This is a genomic window from Streptomyces marokkonensis, assembly GCF_008312835.1.
Lineage (GTDB): Bacteria > Actinomycetota > Actinomycetes > Streptomycetales > Streptomycetaceae > Streptomyces > Streptomyces marokkonensis_A.
In genome coordinates this window covers 23,492-44,155 of the sequence record NZ_VSKS01000012.1, presented here as the reverse complement: position 1 = coordinate 44,155, position 20,664 = coordinate 23,492, and the positions used below count along the sequence as shown (strand labels likewise).

The 20,664-nt window shown below is 74.0% G+C and carries 21 protein-coding genes; 15 read left to right on the top strand and 6 right to left on the bottom strand.

From position 1 onward, the window contains the following. Window positions 1-44 precede the first annotated feature (44 nt). From F1615_RS21230 to F1615_RS21220, 3 genes are read left to right on the top strand one after another with little or no spacing between them, the layout of a single operon-like run. Complete coding sequence (locus F1615_RS21230; RefSeq protein ID WP_149550617.1) at window positions 45-614, top strand: helix-turn-helix domain-containing protein; 570 nt, start codon at window positions 45-47, stop codon at window positions 612-614. Further along, entirely contained in the window at window positions 611-1,357 is a 747-nt protein-coding gene (locus F1615_RS21225) for a helical backbone metal receptor (protein WP_149550616.1), read from the top strand. The genes F1615_RS21230 and F1615_RS21225 overlap by 4 nt, the downstream gene beginning before the upstream one ends. Continuing rightward, window positions 1,354-2,289 (top strand): LysR family transcriptional regulator, encoded by a 936-nt coding sequence (locus tag F1615_RS21220; RefSeq protein ID WP_149550615.1) that lies wholly within the window; start codon window positions 1,354-1,356, stop codon window positions 2,287-2,289. The genes F1615_RS21225 and F1615_RS21220 overlap by 4 nt, the downstream gene beginning before the upstream one ends. A 179-nt stretch (window positions 2,290-2,468) precedes the next feature. Here the strand turns inward: F1615_RS21220 and F1615_RS21215 are convergent, their stop codons facing one another. The 3 genes from F1615_RS21215 to F1615_RS21205 form a co-directional block, all read right to left on the bottom strand. Continuing rightward, on the bottom strand, window positions 2,469-3,182 hold the full coding sequence (locus F1615_RS21215) for a gamma-glutamyl-gamma-aminobutyrate hydrolase family protein (RefSeq protein ID WP_149550614.1): 714 nt from the start codon (window positions 3,180-3,182) through the stop codon (window positions 2,469-2,471). A gap of 21 nt (window positions 3,183-3,203) precedes the next feature. Beyond that, entirely contained in the window at window positions 3,204-4,694 is a 1,491-nt protein-coding gene (eat, locus tag F1615_RS21210) for an ethanolamine permease (protein ID WP_425385653.1), read from the bottom strand. A 107-nt stretch (window positions 4,695-4,801) separates the two neighbouring features. After that, a complete protein-coding gene (locus tag F1615_RS21205) occupies window positions 4,802-5,536 on the bottom strand; it encodes a FadR/GntR family transcriptional regulator (protein WP_149550612.1) in 735 nt (244 codons plus the stop codon). 82 nt (window positions 5,537-5,618) lie between these two features. Between F1615_RS21205 and F1615_RS21200 the strand changes: the two genes are divergently transcribed. From F1615_RS21200 to F1615_RS21185, 4 genes are read left to right on the top strand one after another with little or no spacing between them, the layout of a single operon-like run. After that, window positions 5,619-6,989 carry a glutamine synthetase family protein gene (locus F1615_RS21200; RefSeq protein ID WP_149550611.1) on the top strand — a complete coding sequence of 457 codons (1,371 nt, stop codon included), beginning with the start codon at window positions 5,619-5,621 and terminating at the stop codon, window positions 6,987-6,989. 7 nt (window positions 6,990-6,996) lie between these two features. Next, window positions 6,997-8,370 carry an aldehyde dehydrogenase family protein gene (locus tag F1615_RS21195; protein WP_149550610.1) on the top strand — a complete coding sequence of 458 codons (1,374 nt, stop codon included), beginning with the start codon at window positions 6,997-6,999 and terminating at the stop codon, window positions 8,368-8,370. A 6-nt stretch (window positions 8,371-8,376) separates the two neighbouring features. Beyond that, a complete protein-coding gene (locus F1615_RS21190; protein WP_149550609.1) occupies window positions 8,377-9,159 on the top strand; it encodes a 3-oxoacyl-ACP reductase in 783 nt (260 codons plus the stop codon). Between the two features lie 28 nt (window positions 9,160-9,187). Continuing rightward, window positions 9,188-10,087 (top strand): DUF2510 domain-containing protein, encoded by a 900-nt coding sequence (locus F1615_RS21185; protein WP_149550777.1) that lies wholly within the window; start codon window positions 9,188-9,190, stop codon window positions 10,085-10,087. 4 nt (window positions 10,088-10,091) lie between these two features. Here F1615_RS21185 and F1615_RS21180 read toward each other — a convergent pair whose 3' ends face one another. Beyond that, window positions 10,092-11,294 (bottom strand): amino acid deaminase/aldolase, encoded by a 1,203-nt coding sequence (locus F1615_RS21180; protein WP_149550608.1) that lies wholly within the window; start codon window positions 11,292-11,294, stop codon window positions 10,092-10,094. Between the two features lie 1,262 nt (window positions 11,295-12,556). On the opposite strand from F1615_RS21180, the gene F1615_RS21175 reads away from it, so the two are divergent. Continuing rightward, complete coding sequence (locus F1615_RS21175; protein ID WP_149550607.1) at window positions 12,557-13,405, top strand: hypothetical protein; 849 nt, start codon at window positions 12,557-12,559, stop codon at window positions 13,403-13,405. Further along, the gene (mycP, locus tag F1615_RS21170; RefSeq protein WP_149550606.1) at window positions 13,402-14,583 is read left to right on the top strand and encodes a type VII secretion-associated serine protease mycosin; all 1,182 of its coding nucleotides are present in this window, start codon (window positions 13,402-13,404) and stop codon (window positions 14,581-14,583) included. The genes F1615_RS21175 and mycP overlap by 4 nt, the downstream gene beginning before the upstream one ends. On the opposite strand, the gene F1615_RS21165 is transcribed toward mycP, so the two are convergent. Next, window positions 14,580-15,287, bottom strand: coding sequence for a serine hydrolase (locus F1615_RS21165; protein ID WP_149550605.1), 708 nt, complete (start codon window positions 15,285-15,287; stop codon window positions 14,580-14,582). The genes mycP and F1615_RS21165 overlap by 4 nt on opposite strands. A 111-nt stretch (window positions 15,288-15,398) precedes the next feature. On the opposite strand from F1615_RS21165, the gene F1615_RS21160 reads away from it, so the two are divergent. Beyond that, complete coding sequence (locus F1615_RS21160; RefSeq protein ID WP_149550604.1) at window positions 15,399-16,130, top strand: SseB family protein; 732 nt, start codon at window positions 15,399-15,401, stop codon at window positions 16,128-16,130. Between the two features lie 4 nt (window positions 16,131-16,134). On the opposite strand, the gene F1615_RS21155 is transcribed toward F1615_RS21160, so the two are convergent. Then, window positions 16,135-16,512, bottom strand: coding sequence for a DUF1844 domain-containing protein (locus F1615_RS21155; RefSeq protein ID WP_149550603.1), 378 nt, complete (start codon window positions 16,510-16,512; stop codon window positions 16,135-16,137). A 396-nt stretch (window positions 16,513-16,908) separates the two neighbouring features. On the opposite strand from F1615_RS21155, the gene infC reads away from it, so the two are divergent. The 5 genes from infC to F1615_RS21130 all read left to right on the top strand — a co-directional run bounded on the left by infC (window position 16,909) and on the right by F1615_RS21130 (window position 20,624). Next, window positions 16,909-17,562 carry a translation initiation factor IF-3 gene (gene infC / locus F1615_RS21150; protein ID WP_078903207.1) on the top strand — a complete coding sequence of 218 codons (654 nt, stop codon included), beginning with the start codon at window positions 16,909-16,911 and terminating at the stop codon, window positions 17,560-17,562. Window positions 17,563-17,673: 111 nt separating this feature from the next. Further along, window positions 17,674-17,868: a 50S ribosomal protein L35 gene (rpmI, locus tag F1615_RS21145; RefSeq protein WP_003977225.1), complete on the top strand. Its 195-nt coding sequence runs from the start codon at window positions 17,674-17,676 to the stop codon at window positions 17,866-17,868. A gap of 98 nt (window positions 17,869-17,966) precedes the next feature. Next, window positions 17,967-18,350, top strand: coding sequence for a 50S ribosomal protein L20 (gene rplT / locus F1615_RS21140; protein WP_004933571.1), 384 nt, complete (start codon window positions 17,967-17,969; stop codon window positions 18,348-18,350). A gap of 184 nt (window positions 18,351-18,534) precedes the next feature. Continuing rightward, window positions 18,535-19,395 carry a TrmH family RNA methyltransferase gene (locus F1615_RS21135; protein ID WP_149550602.1) on the top strand — a complete coding sequence of 287 codons (861 nt, stop codon included), beginning with the start codon at window positions 18,535-18,537 and terminating at the stop codon, window positions 19,393-19,395. A 92-nt stretch (window positions 19,396-19,487) separates the two neighbouring features. After that, window positions 19,488-20,624: a sensor histidine kinase gene (locus F1615_RS21130; RefSeq protein ID WP_149550601.1), complete on the top strand. Its 1,137-nt coding sequence runs from the start codon at window positions 19,488-19,490 to the stop codon at window positions 20,622-20,624. Window positions 20,625-20,664 lie beyond the last annotated feature (40 nt).

The following is a 20,664-nucleotide window of genomic DNA, read 5'->3' as shown; positions in this document are numbered from 1 at the left end:
GGCACACGGGGTGCGGGACGATCGGCGAGGAGGGAGCCGGAGCGATGGGCGACCACAAGGAACAGCCCTTGCGGGTGGGCGCGGCCGTGCGGCGGCGCCGCCGCGCGCTGGACCTCACCCTCGCCGTCGTGGCCGAGCGCAGCGGCCTGTCGGTCCCGTTCCTGAGCCAGATCGAGAACGAGCGGGCGCGCCCCAGCCAGAGCTCCCTGGAGAAGGTCGCCGACGCCCTGCGCACCACCGCCGTGGAACTGCTCGCCGCCGCCGACCCGGCGTGCAGCGTGGACGTCGTCCGCGCCGAGGACACGGAGCCCTGGGCGGAACCCCGGGTGCGCTCCCTGGTGCGCGGCCACCACCAGATGCACGCCTCCGAGTACACCGGCGACCATGATGCCGGACGCGAACTCCAGTTCCGCAACGACCAGTTGATGTACGTGTCGGACGGCGCCGTGGAGATCGAGGCGGAGGGGCGCGCCTACCGCCTCGGCCGCGGCGACACCCTGTACCTGACCGGAGGCGTCCGGCACCGGTGGCGGGCCACGGTCCCCGACACGCGGCTGCTGGTCGTCGCCGTGGCCGAGGACATCGAGGCGCTGCGGGACAAGCCGCGCCGATGAGCCGTCCCCTCCGGGTCGTCTCCCTCGTCCCGTCGCTGACGGAGGCCGTGGCCCGCTCCGCGCCCGGCGCCCTCGTCGGCGCCACCGACTGGTGCACGCATCCGGCCGGGCTGGACGTCGTACGCGTTGGCGGCACGAAGAACCCGGAGGTGGACCGGATCGCCGCCCTCGCCCCCGACCTGGTGATCGCCAACGAGGAGGAGAACCGCGCGCCCGATCTGGCCGCCCTGCGCGCGGCGGGCCTCGACGTGCTGGTGACCGAGGTGCGGACGCTGCCGCAGGCCTTCGGCGAGCTGGCCCGGGTACTCACCGCCTGCGCCGTCGTGGCACGGCCCCGGTGGCTGGACGAGGCGGAAGCCGCCTGGGACGCCCTGTCCCCGGCCCCGCCCCGCCGGACGGCGGTCGTGCCCGTCTGGCGGCGCCCCTGGATGGTGCTGGGCCGCGACACCTTCGCCGGTGACCTGCTGTCGCGGCTGGGCGTCGACCAGGTGTACGCCGCTCACCCGGAGCGGTATCCGCGCATCCCCCTCGACGAACTGCGCGGGAGGGAACCGGACCTCGTCGTCCTCCCCGACGAGCCGTACCGCTTCACCGCCGACGACGGCCCCGAGGCCTTCCCCGGACTGCCCTGCGCGCTGGTGAGCGGCCGGCACCTCACCTGGTACGGTCCTTCGCTGGTTGAGGCCCCGACGGTGCTGGGGCGGGCCCTGCGAGGAGCGCGCCCACATAAGCTGAACTTATGAGCACGACGGAGGACCACGCCGACGACCGGCCCGTGAGCCCCGGGTCGCTGACCCACAGGGTGCCGGACCTCGGGGCGCTCGAACTGCTGCTGGCGGTGGCGCGGCTGGGGAGCCTGGGCGGCGCGGCGCGCGAACTGGGCATCACCCAGCCCGCGGCGAGCAGCCGCGTCCGGTCGATGGAACGGCAGCTGGGTGTGGCCCTGGTCGACCGCTCGCCGCGGGGGTCGCGGCTGACCGACGCGGGGGCGCTGGTCACCGACTGGGCGCGACGCATCGTGGAGGCGGCGGAGGCCTTCGACGCGGGCGCGCAGGCACTGCGGGACCGCAGGGACTCGCGGCTGCGGGTGGCGGCGAGCATGACGATCGCCGAGTACCTGCTGCCGGGCTGGCTGCTCGCGCTGCGCGCGCAGCGGCCGGACACGGCGGTGTCGCTGCTCGCGGGGAACTCCGCGGCGGTCGCGGAGCGGCTGCTGACAGGGGAGGCGGACGTCGGGTTCGTGGAGGGACTGACGGTGCCGGCGGGGCTGGACTCCGCGGTGATCGCCCATGACCGGCTGATCGTCGTGACGGCACCGTCGCACGCGTGGGCGCGGCGGCGGCGGCCGCTCGCGGCGGAGGAACTTGCGGCGACCCCGCTGATCCTGCGGGAGGAGGGGTCGGGGACGCGGCAGGTGCTGGACGCCGCGCTGGGCGGGCTGGCGCGGCCGCTGATCGAGTTGTCCTCGACCACCGCGGTGAAGGCGGCGGCCGTCGGGGGCGCGGGGCCGGCGGTGCTGAGCGAGCTCGCGGTGGGGGAGGAGCTGGGGACGCGGCGGCTGGTGCGGATTCCTGTGCACGGTGTCGCGCTGGCGCGGGACCTGCGGGCGGTGTGGACCGCGGGGCATCGGCCTGCCGGGCCGGCGCGGGACCTGCTGTCGCTGACACGGGGTTGAGGGGCGTGAGCCGGCACGTGCAGGCGTGGGTGCTGGCCGGGGGCGTTCACGCAGCCCGGCGCTACGGGGTGCCGTCGCGCCCACCCTCCCCCGCTCTCGGCTTCTCCCCACCTCCATGAGCGGGGAGACCCTCATGAGCGGGGAGACCCCCATCGCCGCTGGGGGCACCTCCCAGGCCCTCAAGGCACTGGGGGGAGGCACGACTGCCCGCGGCCGGCGGCGGCGGCCAGGGCCTGCACCACTCGGAGGTCGTCGGCCATTTCCGGGTGCCACTGGACGCCCAGGGCCCACGTCGGTCCCGGCAGCTCGATCGCCTCCACCGTGCCGTCCTCCGCGTGCGCCGAAGGGATCAGGCCGGTGCCCAGGCGGTCCACCGCCTGGTGGTGGTAGGTGGGTACGGAGGTCTGCTCCGGGGCGATGCCGGCGTAGAGCGTGCCCGGGACCGGCTTGACCGGGTGCCGGCCGAAGGTCCCCGGCACCTCCGCGTGGCCGTCGATGTGCTGGACGAGGGTGCCGCCCAGCGCGACGTTGAGCAGCTGCATGCCCCGGCAGATGCCCAGCAGCGGGATCCCGCGGGCCAGGGCCGCCTCGATCAGCGCCAGTTCCCACGCGTCCCGCGCCCGGGCGGGCGGCCCCGTGCGCGGGTCGGGCTCGGCGCCGTAGTGGACGGGCTCCACGTCCGGGCCGCCCGCGACGACCAGGCCGTCGAGGCGTGCCACGGCCGGCGCCGCCTGCTCCGGCGCGTCCGGCGGGAGCAATGCGGCCAGTCCGCCCGCCCGCTGCACCAGCCGCGGATAGCCGGCCGGCAGCAGCACGGCGTCCAGGTGCCACACACCCCAGCGCACACCGGGCTCCGCGTACGTACTGATGCCGATCAGTGGCCTGGACGGCACTCCGGGCACCTCCTTCCGCTCTCAGTCCCGTGCCAACTCTGCCTTGGCCGCCGCCAGCGCCGCGAATTCCTCCTCCGGCGCCTTCGCCACCAGATGCCTGCGGCTGTACAGGCCGAAGTACGCCGCGGCCACGATGTAGACGGCCAGCGCGATGAACGCCGCCGTCACGTCCACCAGGAACGTCGCCACCAGTGCCGCGCACGCGAGCACCAGCGCGACCGAGGAGGTCAGCACGCCGCCCGGCGTCCGGTACGGCCGCGGCAGCTCAGGCTCGCGGCGGCGCAGCACGATGTGGGAGAGGGACATCAGCGCGTACGAGATCGTCGCGCCGAAGACGGCGATGTTCAGCATGCGCGCGCCGTTGCCCGTCCCGGCGGCCAGGGCGAAGCCGATCGCGCCCGGCACCAGCAGTCCGAGGTAAGGCGCCCTGCGGACGCTGGTGAGCGACAGGAACTTGGGCAGGTAGCCCGCGCGGGACAGCGCGAAGAGCTGCCGCGAACCGGCGTAGATCAGCGAGAAGAACGAGGCGACCAGCCCCGCGAGGCCCGCGTAGTTCACGATCCGGCTCAGCACCGTCGCCTCGCCGTCCGGCTGGAGCGCCTCCACCAGCGGGTTGCCCGCGTCCTGGACCGCGGCGGAGCCCCGCGCCCCGGCCGCCGCGACGAAGGTGACCACGGCCAGCACCACCAGGATGCCCATGGACCAGCGGATCGCCCTCGGCAGCGTACGGGCCGGTTCCCTGGTCTCCTCCGCGGCCAGCGGTACGCCCTCGACGCCCAGGAAGAACCACATGCCGAACGGGAACGCCGCCCAGATGCCCAGCAGGCCCATCGGCAGCCAGGAGTTCGCGCCGAGGGCCGATGCGTCCACCGGGATGTCGTCCAGCGAGGACGCGTCGAAGTCGGGCAGCGCCCCCAGCGCGAACACGACCAGCGCCGCCACCGCGATGCCCGTGACGACGAAGCTGAACCGCAGGGCCTCGCCCACACCCCACAGGTGGATGCCGATGAAGACGACGAAGCAGGCCAGGTACACCGGCCAGCCGGACTCCAGGCCGAACAGGCCCAGCGACTCGACGTAGTCGCCGATGAAGATGGAGATCGCGGCGGGTGCCAGGACGTACTCGATCAGGATCGCCGTGCCGGTGAGGAACCCGCCCCACGGGCCGAGCGCCCGGCGTGCGAAGCCGTAGCCGCCGCCCGCCGTGGGCAGGATCGAGGACAGTTCGGCGAGGGCGAAGACCATGCAGGTGTACATGGCGCCCATCAGCACCATGGCGATCGCCAGGCCGCCGAAGCCGCCTTCGGCCAGGCCGAAGTTCCAGCCCGAGTAGTCGCCGGACACGACGTAGGCGACACCGAGGCCGGTCAGCAGCACCCAGCCGGCGCTGCCGCGGCGCAGCTTCCTGCGCTCCAGGTAGTCATCCGCCTCACCGGCGGGCTCACGGGACGGGGGTGGAAGGCTCACAGGGCGACTCCCCAAGGGGCGGCGACGGAGGGGGCAGTGGAGCAATGGAACGGATCCAGACCTTTGTGGGCCCATACCTTCGTGGCGCGGACACCGTGAGCGCAAGCCCCATGCGTCAAGCCGCGGTAAACCATCCGTGCGGCGTCACGCCCTCACGCCAGGAACCCCCGCAGCAGCGCCGCCGTCCCCGCGCAGTGCTCGCGCATCATCTCCCTCGCCCCGTCCGCGTCCCCCTCCAGTACCGCCTCGACCAGCGCCGCGTGCTGCCGCTGGGAGTGCTCCAGGTTGCGCACCAGCAGCGGGATGCAGTCCAGCAGGTCGTTCACCGTCGCCCGTACCGCCGCGTACTGCGCCGTCAGCGTCGGTGAGCCGCACAGCTCCGCCAGCGTGAGGTGGAACAGCGTGTCCCGCCGCCGGTAGTCGCCCAGCGGGGCCTCCTGCGTGCCGGACAGCGCCTCGCGCAGCCGCGCCGCCCGCCCGTCCGTCAGCCCGTGCGCCGCGCACAGCCCCGCCGCCCCCACCTCCAGCACCTCCCGGAAGCGCAGCACGTCCTCGATGTCCACCTCGGCGATCCGCCGCCGCAGCTCCTCCTCGCCCGTGTCCGTCGGGCGGGGCAGCACGAACGTGCCGCCGTACCGCCCGCGCCGCGACTCGACGAGACCCTGGTCCTGGAGCACCTTCAGCACCTCGCGCAGCGTCACCCGGCTGATCCCCAGCCGCTCCGCCAGCTCCCGCTCGGCCGGCAGCCGCTCCCCGCCCGCCACCAGGCCCAGCCGCACCACCTGGAGGATCTGCTCCAGCGCCTCCTCGAAACCGTTGCCCGCGCGGACCTGCCGCAGCACCGGTGCCAGACGGTCCCCGACCGCTCCGACCGCATCTTCCGGCATGTCGCCGTGCCCCCTTCCCAAGCAAAGGTCCTCCGCAATACCTTATGGCTCCCGGCTGACAGAAGCCCGAGGAGGCTCTCCCGTGGCAGACCGCACACCCCCGCTCTCCGTCGAGGAGCTGCACACCCTCGTCGCCGGCGGTGAGATCGACACCGTCGTCCTGGCCTTTCCGGACATGCAAGGGCGGCTCCAGGGCAAGCGGTTCGCCGCGCGCTTCTTCCTCGACGAGGTGCTCCGGCACGGTACCGAGGGCTGCAACTACCTGCTCGCCGTCGACGCCGACATGAACACGGTCGAGGGGTACGAGATGTCCTCCTGGGACACCGGCTACGGCGACTTCGCCATGTACCCCGACCTCGGCACCCTGCGCCGCCTGCCCTGGAACGAGGGCACCGCCCTGGTCGTCGCCGACCTCGCCTGGGCCGACGGCTCCCCGGTCGTCGCCGCCCCGCGGCAGATACTGCGCCGCCAGCTGGACCGCCTCACCGCGCTCGGCTACACCGCCCAGGCCGGCACCGAGCTGGAGTTCATCGTCTTCAGGGACACCTACGAACAGGCCTGGGACGCCGGCTACCGGGGCCTCACCCCGGCCAACCAGTACAACGTCGACTACTCCGTGCTCGGCACCGGACGCATCGAGCCCCTGCTGCGCCGCATCCGCAACGAGATGGCCGGCGCCGGACTCACCGTCGAGTCCGCCAAGGGCGAGTGCAACCCCGGCCAGCACGAGATCGCCTTCCGCTACGACGAGGCCCTGGTCACCTGCGACCAGCACGCCGTCTACAAGACCGGCGCCAAGGAGATCGCCGCCCAGGAGGGCGTCTCGATCACCTTCATGGCCAAGTACAACGAGCGCGAGGGCAACTCCTGCCACATCCACCTCTCCCTCACGGACGCCGCCGGCGACAGCGTCATGCCGGACTCCGCCGAGGAACCGGACGCCATGTCCGAGGTCATGCGCCACTTCCTCGCCGGGCAGCTCGCCGCGCTCCGCGAGTTCTCCCTGCTGTACGCCCCGCACATCAACTCCTACAAGCGGTTCCAGCCGGGCTCCTTCGCCCCGACCGCCGTCGCCTGGGGACGCGACAACCGCACCTGCGCCCTGCGCGTGGTCGGCCACGGCCGCTCGCTGCGGTTCGAGAACCGGCTGCCCGGCGGCGACGTCAACCCGCACCTCGCGGTGGCCGGCATGGTCGCCGCCGGCCTGTACGGCATCGAGCAGGGACTCGAGCTGCCCGAACCCTGCCCCGGCAACGCCTACACCGCCGGCTTCGAGCACGTCCCCACCACCCTGCGCGAGGCCGCCGAACTGTGGGAGAACAGCGCGATCGCCAAGGCGGCCTTCGGCGACGAGGTCGTCGCGCACTACCGCAACATGGCGCGCGTCGAGATCGACGCCTTCGACGCCGCGGTCACCGACTGGGAGCTGCGCCGCTCCTTCGAACGCATGTGAGGCCTCGTTGTCCGAGCACACCCCTGAGCTCCAGGTACGCAACCCCGCGACCGAGGAGGTGATCGCCACCGTCCCGGCCGCCACCCCCGCCGACGTCGACGCCGCCGTCGTGCGCGCCGCACGCGCGCAGACCGCGTGGGCCGCCCTCGCCCCCGGTGACCGGGCGCGGCTGCTGCGCCGGTTCGCCGCCACGGTCGATGCGCACGTCGGGGAACTGGCCCAGCTGGAGGTCCGCGAGGCCGGCCACACCCTCGGCAACGCCCGCTGGGAGGCGGGCAACGTCCGCGATCTGCTCGACTACGCGGCCGGGGGAGTGGAACGCCTGACCGGCCACCAGATCCCGGTCTCCGGCGGGGTGAACGTCACCTTCCTCGAACCGCTCGGGGTCGTCGGCGTCATCGCCCCCTGGAACTTCCCGATGCCCATCGCGGCCTGGGGCGCCGCACCCGCCCTCGCCGCGGGCAACGCGGTCCTCCTCAAACCGGCCGAGACCACCCCCCTCACCGCCCTGCGGCTGGCCGAGCTCGCCCTGGAGGCGGGACTGCCCGAGGGCCTGCTCCAGGTGCTCCCCGGACACGGACCCGTCGCCGGCAACGCACTCGTCGAACACCCCGGCGTCGCCAAGATCGTGTTCACCGGGTCGACGGACGTGGGCAGACAGGTGTGGGCGAAGGGCGCGGCACACCTCAAGCGCGTCACCCTCGAACTCGGCGGCAAGAGCCCCAACATCGTCTTCGCCGACGCCGACCTGGAGGCCGCCGCGGCCACCGCCCCCCTGTCCTTCCTCGACAACGCCGGCCAGGACTGCTGCGCCCGCACCCGCATCCTCGTCGAACGCTCCGCGCACGACCGGTTCCTGGAACTGCTCGCCCCGGCGATCGAGGCGGTCCGGGTCGGCGACCCGGCCGACGAGACCGTCCACATGGGCCCGCTGATCTCCCGCACCCAGCTGGACCGCGTCCGCTCGTACGTCACCGACGACCTCGACGGCATCCGCGGCAAGGCCCCCGAGGGCCCCGGCTACTGGTTCCCGCCCACCGTCCTCACCGGCGTCGACCCCCGCGCGCGCGTCGCCGTCGAGGAGGTCTTCGGCCCCGTCGCCGTCGTGCTCCCCTTCGACGACGAGGCCGGCGCCGTACACCTGGCCAACGCCACCGACTACGGGCTCTCGGGCTCGGTCTGGACCCGGGACGTCGGCCGCGCCCTGCGCGTCTCCCGGGGGGTGCGCGCCGGCAACCTGTCCGTCAACTCCCACTCCAGCGTCCGCTACTGGACCCCCTTCGGCGGGTTCAAGCAGTCCGGCGTCGGCCGCGAGCTCGGCCCGGACGCGCTGACCGCCTTCACCGAGACCAAGAACGTCTTCATCAGCACGGAGGCCTGACCGCACATGAGCGAAGAGAACATCTGCCGCCGACTGGTCGGCCGCAGCGCCGTCGTCACCGGAGCCGGCAGCGGCATCGGCCTCGCCACGGCCCGCCGGCTCGCCTCCGAGGGAGCCCTCGTCGTCTGCGGGGACGTGGACGAGGCACGCGGCAAGGCCGCCGCCGAGGAGACCGGCGGCGTCTTCGTGAACGTCGACGTCACCGAACCCGAACAGGTCGAGGCGCTGTTCCGCACCGCGTACGACACCTACGGCAGCGTCGACATCGCCTTCAACAACGCCGGGATCTCCCCGCCCGACGACGACTCCATCCTGGAGACCGGCCTCGACGCCTGGAAGCGCGTCCAGGAGGTCAACCTCACCTCCGTGTACCTGTGCTGCAAGGCCGCCATCCCCTACATGCGGCGCCAGGGCAGGGGCTCCATCATCAACACCGCGTCCTTCGTGGCCCGGATGGGGGCGGCCACCAGCCAGATTTCCTACACCGCCTCCAAGGGCGGAGTTCTCGCCATGTCCCGTGAGCTCGGCGTGCAGTTCGCCCGCGACGGCATCCGCGTCAACGCCCTGTGCCCCGGCCCGGTCAACACCCCCCTCCTGCGGGAACTGTTCGCCAAGGACCCCGAGCGGGCGGCCCGGCGCCTGGTGCACATCCCGCTCGGCCGGTTCGCCGAGGCCGAGGAGATCGCCGCCGCCGTCGCCTTCCTGGCCAGCGACGACGCCTCCTTCGTCAACGCCACCGACTTCCTGGTGGACGGCGGAATCTCGGGGGCGTACGTCACACCGCTGTAGCGCCCGTCGTTACAGTGCCCGGATGAGCATGACGCCCCCGCCCGGCTGGTACCGCGACCCGCACGCACCGCACCTGGAACGCTGGTGGGACGGCACGGCCTGGACCGGGCACCGGCGCACACCCGGGAGCCCCGACGTGCCGCCGGCCCCGCCCGCGGACGGCACCGGCCGCGCGAAGGCCGTCGCCCTGACCACCGCCGGTGCCGTACTCGTCGCCGCGGTCGTCACCGGCGCGGTGTTCCTCGGCGGGGACGGCGGCGAGCCGGAGACACGGACCGGCCCGACGGCCACCGCCGCCACCTCCGCGACCGCGCCGCCGTCTCCCTCGCCCTCCACGCCTGAGCCCGGCACGGGTGACCCGGACGTCGTCGAGGACCAGCTCAACGGCATCACCTTCCCGCTCCTCGACGGCTGGGTCCGGCCCGAGCACGTCGCCCAGGACGACGTCGTCATGACCACCGACGGCACCTACGACTGCCCCGGCGAGGGCTCCGTCTGCCGCCACGGCCTCGTCATCTCCCGCACCGTGACCGAGACCGACCGGACCTCGCCCGAGGCACTCGCCAAGGAGGACATCTCCGAGGCGGCCGACGCGGCCTTCGACGAGGACAGCCTCGGCCAGCGCCCGTACGGCGGCCTGGAGTCCCACCAGGTCGTGAAGTCCGGCCCGGTCGCGGTGGCGGGACGCGCCGGCTACTTCGTGCGCTGGCGCGTCACCACCGCCGAGGGACCCGGCGGCTACGTGCAGTCGCTGGTGTTCCCCTCCAGCGTCGGCACCGAGTCACCGGTCCTCGTCCGGTACGTCTTCGAAGCGGGGGAGGACGGCCCGCCCCTGGCCGACATGGACCGCATCACCAAGGGCATCCGCCCGGTCACCGACGCCGACTCCGGCGGCGGCGTCGGCAGCAGCATCGGCCCGGCCGGCTGAGCCGCTACAGGAACGTGTGCCCCTCGCCGCGGTACGTCGGCACGGTCGCCGTCACCGCGTCGCCCTCCACCAGACGCAGCGCGTCGAACCGCTCGCACAGCTCGCCCGCCTTGGCGTGCCGGAACCACACCTTGTCGCCGATCAGCAGATCGTCGGCGGGCGGACCCAGCAGCGGGGTCTGCACCTCGCCGGCCCCCTCCTGGGGGTCGTACCGCAGCCCCTCGGGCAGATACGGCACCGGCAGCCGGTCCGCGCCGGCCGCGCCCGAGGCCGGATAGCCCCCGCCCAGCACCGTGACCGCGCCCACCCCCGGCCGCCGTACGACGGGCAGGGCGAAGAGAGCGGCCGGACGCCCGCTGAACGACGTGTAGTTGTCGAACAGCCGCGGCACGTACAGCCCCGAGCCGGCCGCGATCTCGGTGACCGCGTCCTCCGCGGCGGTGTGCTGCACACTGCCGGTGCCCCCGCCGTTGACGAACTCCAGGTCCGGTACGACCTCCCGTACCGCCCGCACCACCGCGGCCCGGCGCTCGGCGAGCTCACGGCGCGCGGCGGCCTGCATCAGCCGCACCGCCCGGGACCGCAGCGGCCGCCCGGCCACCGCGTCGCCGACACCGGCCACATGACCCTCGTACGCCATGATCCCCACGACCCTGAACCCGGGCCGCCGGGCCACCGCGCGCGCGACCTCGGCGACCTGGGCGGGGGCGTGCAGCGGCGAGCGGCGGGCACCGACCCGCACCCGCCCGCCGAACAGCTTCAGCGCGGTGTCCAACTCCAGGCACACCCGCACCACTTCGCCGCCGCCCGCGCGTGACGCGTCGATCAGCTCCAGCTGTGCCGGGTCGTCGATCATCACCGTGACGGCGGCGGCGAGCTTGGGATCGGCGGCGAGTTCGGCGTACCCCGCGCGGTCGGCGGAGGGGTAGGCGAGCAGGACGTCGTCGAAACCGGAGCGGGCCAGCCACAACGACTCGGCGAGCGTGAACGACATGATGCCCGCGAACCCGTCCCGGGCCAGGACCCGTTCGAGCAGCCAACGGCAGCGCACGGACTTGCTGGCGACCCGGATCGGCTTGCCCCCGGCCCTGCGGACCAGATCGTCCGCGTTGGCGTCGAAGGCGTCCAGATCCACGATCGCGAGAGGGGCGTCGAGCTGGGCGGTGGCCCGGTCGTAACGGGCCCGGTCGGCGGCGCGCGCAGTCATGACCGCAGCCTGCCAGACGGGATTACCGCAGGGTAGGGGGACGTTCCGGGCAGATGCCGCGGGCCTGCGGACTGGTTCCCGTTCGGGGCGGACCACGCCGTAGAGTGACGCGCACGCACGGCGGAACGGGGCCGGCCCGGACGTCCGGGCGGGATGACGCGCCGTCCGTGCGGGTATCTGTGCCCGGGACGAGTCCGTGCCGGGCCCCTGGCGGCGGAACACCGGCCCGCACACGAGGAGCGGCCCGGGCACGAGGAAACGGGGGGTGCATGAGCACGGAAGCGCGTCGCGCCTCCCTCCCCCCGCGCCCGGCCGTCCCTCCGCGCCCCGTCCACCCCCCGACCCCACCCGGCACCGCCCCGGCGGAACCCGCCCCCCAGGGCCGGACCTCCGGCGGCCCGGGCGCCTTCGACTCCCGCGAACCCACCCACGGCACAGCCACCGTTCCCCGCGGGCGGACCCCGGGTGCGCCCGGCGCACCCGGAAACCGGGAGCCCGCCGGCCCTCCGGCCGGGACGGCGGACGGTCGGGACGGCGCGACCGGCCGCCGTGGACGCGTCGGGGCCGGCGCCGGCCCCGACCGCGGTGAACCGGGCCACCCGCCGGGCGCCGACCCCCGTGACGGAGCGGCCGGCGCGGCCGATCGGCGCGGGCGGACCCCGGGCGGGTCCGGTGCGTTCGAGAGCCGTCAGCCCGCGAACCCTTCGGCCGGGGAGGGCGACGGCCACGCCGACGGCCCGCTCGACCGCCGCCGCGGACCTGCTCCCGCGGGGGCCGACGGGTCCGCGCCCCGGCCGCGTTTCCCGCGCTTCGGTGCCGGTGCCCACCGGGACGCGGATTCCGCGCCGCCCCCGCCGCCGCGTGCCTCCGCCCGTTTCCCCGACGCCCCGCCCACCGTCGGCCGGGGCCTGCGCTCCCCGGACGCCGCGCCCTCCGTGCCGGCGCAGCCCACCCACCGGCCCACCGCGGGCAGGCCGGGTGCCCCTTCGGAAACGGCGTCGGAGACCACCACCCGTCTGCGCCCCGTCCCCGCCGAACCGGCCGCCGGCCCGAGCGGGACGTCCCGGACACCGCCCGCCCCGCCCCGGCCGGGGCCCGGTCCACGCCCGGGCTCCGGGGAGCCGCACCGTTCCGGAGCGGGCCCGGCGCACGCCCCGGCCGGTGCGCCCGCCCCCGCCCGGCGGCCCGCGACCGGCGACGGCGCGACCACCGGTCAGGGGGGCCGGGGCGGTCCCGACCCCGCGCTGTCCTGGAGCGCCCCCGTGGCGCCGGGCGGCGCCCCCGGACCGGCGGCCTTCGTCACGTTCGGCGAGCCGGAGGCGTACGACGAGCGCGCCCGGCGACGGCCGTTCGGCCGGCGGGGCCGGTCGCAGGTCGTGGCCGCCGCGGCCTGCCTCGTCCTCGGGACGGGGCTCATCGGCGGTGCCGTCACCGGTGCCTGGCTCGCCGGGGACTCCGCGGGACCCGGCGCCCGGCACGGCTTCACCGCCGCCGGAGACCTGTGGCACAACGTCCCGGTCGACCAGCTGTTCCCGCCCACCGTGCGGGGCAAGGGCGCCGGACCCGGCGAAGCCGACCGGACGTGGACCCGTATCGCCGTCGCCCCCGACAGCGGCTGCGAGGGCGCCTTCGACCCCCTGCTGCGCAAGGTCCTCGACCCCGTCGGCTGCGAGCGTCTGCTGCGCGCCACCTACACCGATGCCACCCAGAGCCACGTCACCACCGTCGGCCTGCTGTTCACCGAGGCCGACGCCGCCGGCATGGCCTCCCTCGCCCGCCGTTTCGACAGGGAACGCCTCGACCGCCGGACCGACCTGATGCCCCTGCCCCACGCCGCGAAGGGCACCGCCGCCGCCGGCTTCGGCGCCGGACAGCGTGCCTCCTGGGCGGTCTCCGTCCTCACGGACGCCCCCGTCGTCGTCTACGCCGTCTCCGGCTGGGCCGACGGACGCACCGTCGACACCCCGCAGCCCGCCGAGGACGCCATGGAGTCCGGAGCCACCACCGCCGCCGCCCAGGCGGGCCTCGGCCACGAGGCACGGGGCCTCGCCGACCGCGTCGAACGCGGCCTGCGCAAGAGGGCGGGCACCGCCACGGAGCAGCCGTCATGAGGCCCGTCACCGGCCGGGGTCACGCCGCGGCCCTCGGCGCGCTCCTCGCCGCCACGCTGGTGCTCCTGCCCGCCGCGCCCGCGCACGCCGACGGCATCCGCGTCCGGCAGTGGTCCCTGGAGGCCATGCACACCGAGGAGGCCTGGCGGACCACGAAGGGCGAGGGCGTCACCGTCGCCGTCCTGGACACCGGCGTGGAGGCCGACCACCCCGACCTCGACGGCAACGTCCTCGACGGCAAGGACCTGGTCGGCTTCGGCGCGAGCGAGGGCGACCGTGCCTGGGCCCGCCACGGAACCGCCATGGCCGGCATCATCGCCGGTCACGGACACGGCCCCGGAAACGCGGACGGAGTGATGGGCATCGCGCCCGGGGCGAAGATCCTCCCCGTCCGCGTGATCCTGGAGGACGGCGACCCCTCCCGCGCCAAGGCCCGCAGCACCCGCGGCAACGCCCTCGCCGAGGGCATCCGGTGGGCCGCCGACAACGGCGCCGACGTCATCAACCTCTCCCTCGGCGACGACTCCGCCTCCGCGCACCCCGAACCCGGCGAGGACGAGGCCATCCAGTACGCCCTGCGCAAGGGCGTGGCCGTCGTCGCCTCCGCGGGGAACGGCGGCGAGAAGGGCGACCGGATCTCCTACCCGGCCGCCTACCCGGGCGTCATCACCGCGACCGCCGTGGACCGCTACGGCACCCGCGCCCCGTTCTCCACCCGCCGCTGGTACGCAACGGTCAGCGCCCCGGGCGTCGACGTGATCATCGCCGACCCCGACCACAAGTACTACGAGGGCTGGGGCACCAGCGCCGCCGCCGCCTTCGTCTCCGGCGCCGTCGCGCTGGTCAAGGCGGCCCACCCGGGTCTGACCCCCGCGCAGATCAAGCGGCTCCTTCAGGACACCGCCCGCAACGCCCCCGCCGACGGCCGCGACGACTCCCGCGGCTCCGGTTTCATCGACCCGGCCGCCGCGATCGAGGCGGCGGGCCGGCTGAAGCCGGACGGCCTGAAGCCGGCGGCCCACGGGGAGAAGTACTTCGGCCCCGGCCCGGACACCGACCGCTCCGGCGAGGACACCGCCGACTGGGCGGCGCCCCTGGCGGGCAGCGCGGGCGGCGTCCTGCTGGTCGCCACGGTGGTCCTGTGGCGCGGCCGCCGCGCTGACCGCGAGGACTTCTAGGAGCCGCCCGGCCGCCGCAAGGGGTGCGGAAGCCGGTCCAGCGCCGAGAGGGCCGTCGCCACCGCCCCCTCCACCCGTGCCACGCCCCGCTCCTTCGTCGCGTTGCCGTCGGACAGCGCCGACACCAGGCACTCGCGCCCGCCGGCCGTGACGCACCCGATGCTGTGCACGACCCACAGACCGGTCGCGTCGCGCGGCAGCCAGCCGTTCTTCACGGCCCACGCCGTACCCTCGTCCGCCGCCGTCGGCACACCCCACGCCTGCTCCGGGACGACCCGCGCCATCAGTCCCCGCAGATACGCCCGCGAGGCCTCGCCCAGCTCCGAGTCCCCGCCGAACACCTGCCGCAGCAGCACCAGTTGGTCCTCGGCCGTGGTGCGGGTCAGCCCCCACAGCGTGCCCTCGCCGCCCGCGGTCCGGGTCAGCCCGAGGCGGGCGTTCGCGGCGTCCAGACCGGCCGCCCGCCCGATCCCGTCCCACAGGGCCGACGCCGCGTCGTTGTCGCTGCGCACGATCATCGCCTCCGCGTACGCCCGCTCCGTCCCGCCGGGCTCCCGTCCCGCGTCCTGCGCGCCGAGCAGCAGCGCCGCCAGGATGTCGACCTTGACGATGCTCGCCGTGACGAACGTCCCGTCCCCGTGCGAGACGGTCTCCCGGGAGCCGAGGTCCTGCACCGCCACGGACACCCTCGCCCCGTCCCCCACCGTGTCTCCCTCCGCCGAAGCCGAAGCCGAAGCCGAAGCCGCATGCGCCCCCGCGTCGTACGGGCCGCCCGCGTCCGAGCGTGTCACGGACGGCCGATAGGGTCGGTGACCGTGGCGAACAAGAACATTCCCGACTCCCCGTTCCGTGACGACGACGGCTCCGCCGACCCCCGGCTGAGTGCCGCGCTCGCCGCCTGGGCCGAGGACGGCAACGCGGTCGGTCCCGTCCTGGAGGCACTCAAGGACGCCCGTCTGCTCGTCCCCGTCGTGGCGCTGCTCGGCGAGGTGGAGGAAGACGAGAACGGGCTGCGCCGCGAGAAGACCAGCGACATGGCCGTGCCGACCCTGAAGGCCGGTGGCCGCACGGCTCTGCCCGCCTTCACGTCCGTCGAGTCGCTCGCCCGCTGGGACCCCGCGGCCCGCCCCGTCGCCGTACCGCTGCACCAGGCCCTGCAGGCCGCCGCGCACGAGAAGGCGGACACCGTGGTCCTGGACATGTCCGGTCCCGTGCCCTTCGAACTGACCGGGCCCACCCTGCTCGCGCTCGCCGAGGGCCGCACCAGCACCGACCCGCTCGCCGACCCCGCCGTGGTCGAGGCCGTTCGGGCCGCCGTGGCCGAGGAGCCCGCCGTGCTGCGCGCCCACCTCGGGCCGGGACAGGCCGACGGCACCCTCGCCCTGGTCCTCGACCCGGCCGCCTCCGTCGCCGAGGCCGCCCGCGCCGTGGCCCGGCGCCTCGCGGCCGACGAAACGCTGAGGGCCCGCCTGGTGCGCGGCCTCGACCTGGCAGTCCTGCCGGCCGAGGCGGCGCCTCCCGGCGAGCCCCTGTACGTGCGTCCCTGAGGTCCTAGCCGTAGATCGCGCCCGTGTACTTCTCGCCCGGGCCCTTGCCCGGCTCGTCCGGGACCAGGGAGGCCTCGCGGAAGGCCAGCTGGAGCGACTTCAGGCCGTCGCGCAGCGGCGCGGCGTGGAAGGAGCTGATCTCCGTCGCGGACGCGTCCAGCAGACCGGCCAGCGCGTGCACCAGCTTGCGGGCCTCGTCCAGGTCCTTGAACCTGTCGCCCTCCTCGGTCAGACCGAGCTTCACGGCGGCGGCGCTCATCAGGTTGACGGCCACCGTCACGATCACCTCGACCGCCGGGACCTCGGCGATGTCGCGGGCCATGGCGTCGAAGTCGGGGTTTCCGGGGGTCTCGGGGGTGTCCGAGGGGGAGGTGTCACTCATGCCCCACACGATAGGCGCAGACGCGTGTCCCCTTGACAGCAGGAGGCATGCGGCACGCGGTTAGCGCACGCCTCCCGGAGCTGCTAACCTTGTGTAACGACCGGTCGGACCCGTATGCCTCGCGGCTAGCGAGCCCGGCCCACAAGTGGAGGCTTCGAACTCCCACCTGGCCGCCCTCAGGGTGGCGGGTCACCGGTCAGGCGGTCCCCGTCCCCGAGACGGCGGTCCGCCCGAAATCGCGCCCCGCGGTCATCGCGGCGGTGCTCCGGTAGTTCGAGGAGCCCCGCCTGTGATCGTCCGGGGCGTTTTGCATGCTTCGGCGCGGTCAGGTCTAACGAACACAGACGTTACGCGGCTGTCCGCCAGACCGTCGCGTGGTGCTACCGAGGAGGATCCATCAGCGCCGAGCCCCGCATCAACGACCGGATTCGCGTTCCCGAGGTGCGACTTGTCGGTCCCAGCGGCGAGCAGGTCGGGATTGTCCCGCTTGCCAAGGCCCTGGAGCTTGCGCAGGAGTACGACCTCGATCTCGTCGAGGTCGCGGCGAACGCCCGTCCGCCCGTGTGCAAGCTCATGGACTACGGGAAGTTCAAGTACGAGTCGGCCATGAAGGCCCGTGAGGCGCGCAAGAACCAGGCGCACACGGTCATCAAGGAGATGAAGCTCCGGCCGAAGATCGACCCGCACGACTATGACACCAAGAAGGGTCACGTCGTCCGGTTCCTCAAGCAGGGCGACAAGGTCAAGATCACGATCATGTTCCGTGGTCGCGAGCAGTCCCGGCCGGAGCTCGGCTACCGACTGCTGCAGCGTCTCGCGGAGGACGTGGCCGACCTCGGGTTCGTGGAGTCGAACCCGAAGCAGGACGGCCGCAACATGATCATGGTCCTCGGTCCGCACAAGAAGAAGACCGAGGCGATGGCCGAGGCCCGCCAGGCACAGGAAGCTCGCAAGGCGGAGGCGAAGGCCAACCCCGGCCGTTCGATGAACGCCGCGGACCCCGACGCCGCGAACGCCGAGGCTCCGGCCGAGGCTTCCGCCGAGGCGTGACTCCGGGGGACGCGAGTCCCCAGGACGTAACCGACACAAGTACGACGCTCCACCGTGCCCGGTTCTCACGACCGGGCACCGGAGCGCCACCGACGAGGAGAGAACGGCGCTATGCCGAAGAACAAGTCGCACAGCGGTGCCAGCAAGCGCTTCAAGATCACCGGCTCCGGCAAGGTGCTCCGCGAGCGCGCCGGCAAGCGCCACCTGCTCGAGCACAAGTCGTCCCGTGTGACGCGTCGCCTCACCGGCAACGCCGAGATGGCCCCGGGCGACGCCGCGAAGATCAAGAAGCTTCTCGGCAAGTGACGCCCCGGCGCGCGAGCGCCGCACGTCCGTCCGACCGGGACCCAATCGATTTCGGGCCGTGTGGGCACAACCACGGCCCCGCTACAAGGAGTTAACAAGTGGCACGCGTCAAGCGGGCAGTCAACGCCCACAAGAAGCGCCGGGCGATCCTCGAGCAGGCCTCCGGCTACCGCGGTCAGCGTTCGCGTCTGTACCGCAAGGCCAAGGAGCAGGTCACCCACTCGCTGGTCTACAACTACAACGACCGCAAGAAGCGCAAGGGTGACTTCCGCCAGCTGTGGATCCAGCGCATCAACGCCGCTGCCCGCGCCAACGGCATCACGTACAACCGCTTCATCCAGGGTCTGAAGGCCGCGAACGTCGAGGTCGACCGGAAGATCCTCGCGGAGCTGGCCGTCAACGACGCCACCGCCTTCGCGGCGCTCGTCGAGGTCGCGCAGAAGGCGCTGCCGGCGGACGTCAACGCGCCGAAGGCCGCGTGAGCACTGCGTTGGCCTGAAGCCGACGTGAGTTTCCAGGACCCGCAGGCTTGAAAGCTTGCGGGTCCTGCTGTTGCAGGTTCGCCGGCCGTCGTTCGGCCCCGGGTCCGTTGTGGCTGGTCGCGCAGTTCCCCGCGCCCCGGGGGCGCGTGCCGCGTGTTGAGATCTCCCGAAGGTGACGAAGAAGATGGCCCCCGTCAGCCCCGAGCTGATCTCCCCCCGTTCCTCCCGCGTCGCCGCCGCCCGGCGGCTCGGCAAGCGGAACTTCCGGGGGAAGGAGCGGCTGTTCCTCGCCGAGGGGCCGCAGGCCGTGCGGGAGGCCGCCGCGCACCGGGACGGGGACGCCGCCACGCTCGTCGAACTGTTCGCCACACCCGAGGCCGCAGACCGGTACGCCGACATCATCGGTGCGGCACGGGACGCCGGTGCCCGTACGCACCTCGCCTCCGAGCAGGTCATCGCGGACATCTCCACCACCGTCACCCCGCAGGGGCTGGTCGGGGTGTGCCGGTTCCTGGACACGCCGTTCGAGCAGGTCCTCGCCGCCCGGCCCCGCCTCGTCGCCGTGCTCGCCCACGTGCGGGACCCCGGGAACGCCGGCACCGTGCTGCGGTGCGCCGACGCCGCCGGAGCCGAGGCCGTCGTCCTCACCGACGCCTCCGTCGACCTGTACAACCCCAAGGCCGTACGCGCCTCCGTCGGCTCCCTGTTCCACCTGCCCGTCGCCGTCGGCGTGCCCGTCGAACGGGCCGTGACGGGGCTGCGGGAGGCGGGCGTGCGGCTGCTCGCCGCGGACGGCGCCGGTGACCGGGACCTGGACGAGGAGCTCGACAAGGGCACCATGGGCGGCCCGACCGCCTGGGTCTTCGGCAACGAGGCCTGGGGACTGCCCGAGGAGACCCGCGCGCTCGCCGACGCCGTCGTACGCGTTCCGATCCACGGAAGGGCCGAGAGCCTGAACCTGGCCACCGCCGCCGCCGTATGTCTCTACGCGTCGGCACGTGCACAGCGCGCCGCCGGAGGGTGCCGCTCCGTCACCGGGAACTAGTAGGGTGACCAGCTCGGGGACCCTCCCCCAAGCTCTCGGCCGGTCCCGAGCACGGGGCGCCCCGAGGAAGTTCCGAGAGGTGGGGTACGGGGATGAGCGTCGGCACGAGCAGCGCACCGGGGGCACAGCGGACGGCGCGCCCGCCCGCGCCCCGGCCCGGTGATCTCGCCGAACTCGGCATCGACCCCGACCAGCTGCCCGACGGACTCGTCGTCGCCGACGAGCACGGCCGTGTGATCTGCTTCAACGCGGCGGCCGAGCGCATCACCGCCGTACCCGCCCGGCGGGTCCTCGGGCAGCCGCTGGAGACGGCCCTGCCGTTAGAGGACCTGGAGGGCCGCCGCTGGTGGCAGCTCACCGACCCCTACGGCGGCCTCGCCATCCGCGTGCGCCAGCCCGAGCGCAACCTGCTGCTCCCCGGCGGACGCGAGGTCCTCGTGTCCGCGCGCTACGTCCGCGCCCGCCCCACCGGACCCGTCCGCCGGGTCGTCGTCACCCTCCGCGACACCGAGGCCCGGCGCCGCACCGAGCGCAGCCACGCCGAGCTGATCGCCACCGTCGCCCACGAACTGCGGTCCCCGCTCACCTCCGTCAAGGGCTTCACCGCCACCCTGCTCGCCAAGTGGGAACGGTTCACCGACGACCAGAAACGGCTGATGCTGGAGACGGTCGACGCCGACGCGGACCGGGTCACCCGGCTCATCGCCGAGCTGCTCGACATATCGCGCATCGACTCCGGGCGCCTGGAGGTGCGCCGTCAGCCCGTCGACATCGGGGCCGCCGTCGGCCGCCACATCCAGGCCTACGTCGCCGCGGGCCAGCCGGCCGACCGGTTCCTGCTGCGGATGCAGCACCCGCTGCCCGACCTGTGGGCCGACCCCGACAAGATCGACCAGGTGCTGAGCAACCTGCTGGAAAATGCCGTGCGGCACGGCGAGGGAACCGTCACGATTGACATCACGCCCTCGGCGTCCCCGCGCGAACGGGAGGACGCCGGCACGTCGGTCACGGTGAGCGACGAGGGGCCCGGCATCCCGGAGGAGTCCATGAACCGCGTCTTCACCCGCTTCTGGCGGGGCAGCAAGCGTGGCGGGACGGGCCTCGGGCTGTACATCGTCAAGGGCATCGTCGAAGCCCACGGCGGCACCATCACGGTCGGGCGTGCCCCCGGCGGCGGCGCCGAGTTCCGATTTACGTTGCCCGTGGCGGCACCGGCGTATCTCAGCTGAGACGTCCGACGGCCCCCACGGGCGCATTCGCATTCCCTCA

Bases quoted from the DNA above. Each gene is read 5' to 3' on its own strand.
- F1615_RS21230 (WP_149550617.1), top strand. From the start codon at position 45: ATGGGCGACCACAAGGAACAGCCCTTGCGGGTGGGCGCGGCCGTGCGG.
- F1615_RS21225 (WP_149550616.1), top strand. From the start codon at position 611: ATGAGCCGTCCCCTCCGGGTCGTCTCCCTCGTCCCGTCGCTGACGGAG.
- F1615_RS21220 (WP_149550615.1), top strand. From the start codon at position 1,354: ATGAGCACGACGGAGGACCACGCCGACGACCGGCCCGTGAGCCCCGGG.
- F1615_RS21205 (WP_149550612.1), bottom strand. From the start codon at position 5,536: ATGCCGGAAGATGCGGTCGGAGCGGTCGGGGACCGTCTGGCACCGGTG.
- F1615_RS21190 (WP_149550609.1), top strand. From the start codon at position 8,377: ATGAGCGAAGAGAACATCTGCCGCCGACTGGTCGGCCGCAGCGCCGTC.
- F1615_RS21185 (WP_149550777.1), top strand. From the start codon at position 9,188: ATGACGCCCCCGCCCGGCTGGTACCGCGACCCGCACGCACCGCACCTG.
- F1615_RS21180 (WP_149550608.1), bottom strand. From the start codon at position 11,294: ATGACTGCGCGCGCCGCCGACCGGGCCCGTTACGACCGGGCCACCGCC.
- mycP (WP_149550606.1), top strand. From the start codon at position 13,402: ATGAGGCCCGTCACCGGCCGGGGTCACGCCGCGGCCCTCGGCGCGCTC.
- F1615_RS21155 (WP_149550603.1), bottom strand. From the start codon at position 16,512: ATGAGTGACACCTCCCCCTCGGACACCCCCGAGACCCCCGGAAACCCC.
- rpmI (WP_003977225.1), top strand. From the start codon at position 17,674: ATGCCGAAGAACAAGTCGCACAGCGGTGCCAGCAAGCGCTTCAAGATC.
- F1615_RS21135 (WP_149550602.1), top strand. From the start codon at position 18,535: ATGGCCCCCGTCAGCCCCGAGCTGATCTCCCCCCGTTCCTCCCGCGTC.
- F1615_RS21130 (WP_149550601.1), top strand. From the start codon at position 19,488: ATGAGCGTCGGCACGAGCAGCGCACCGGGGGCACAGCGGACGGCGCGC.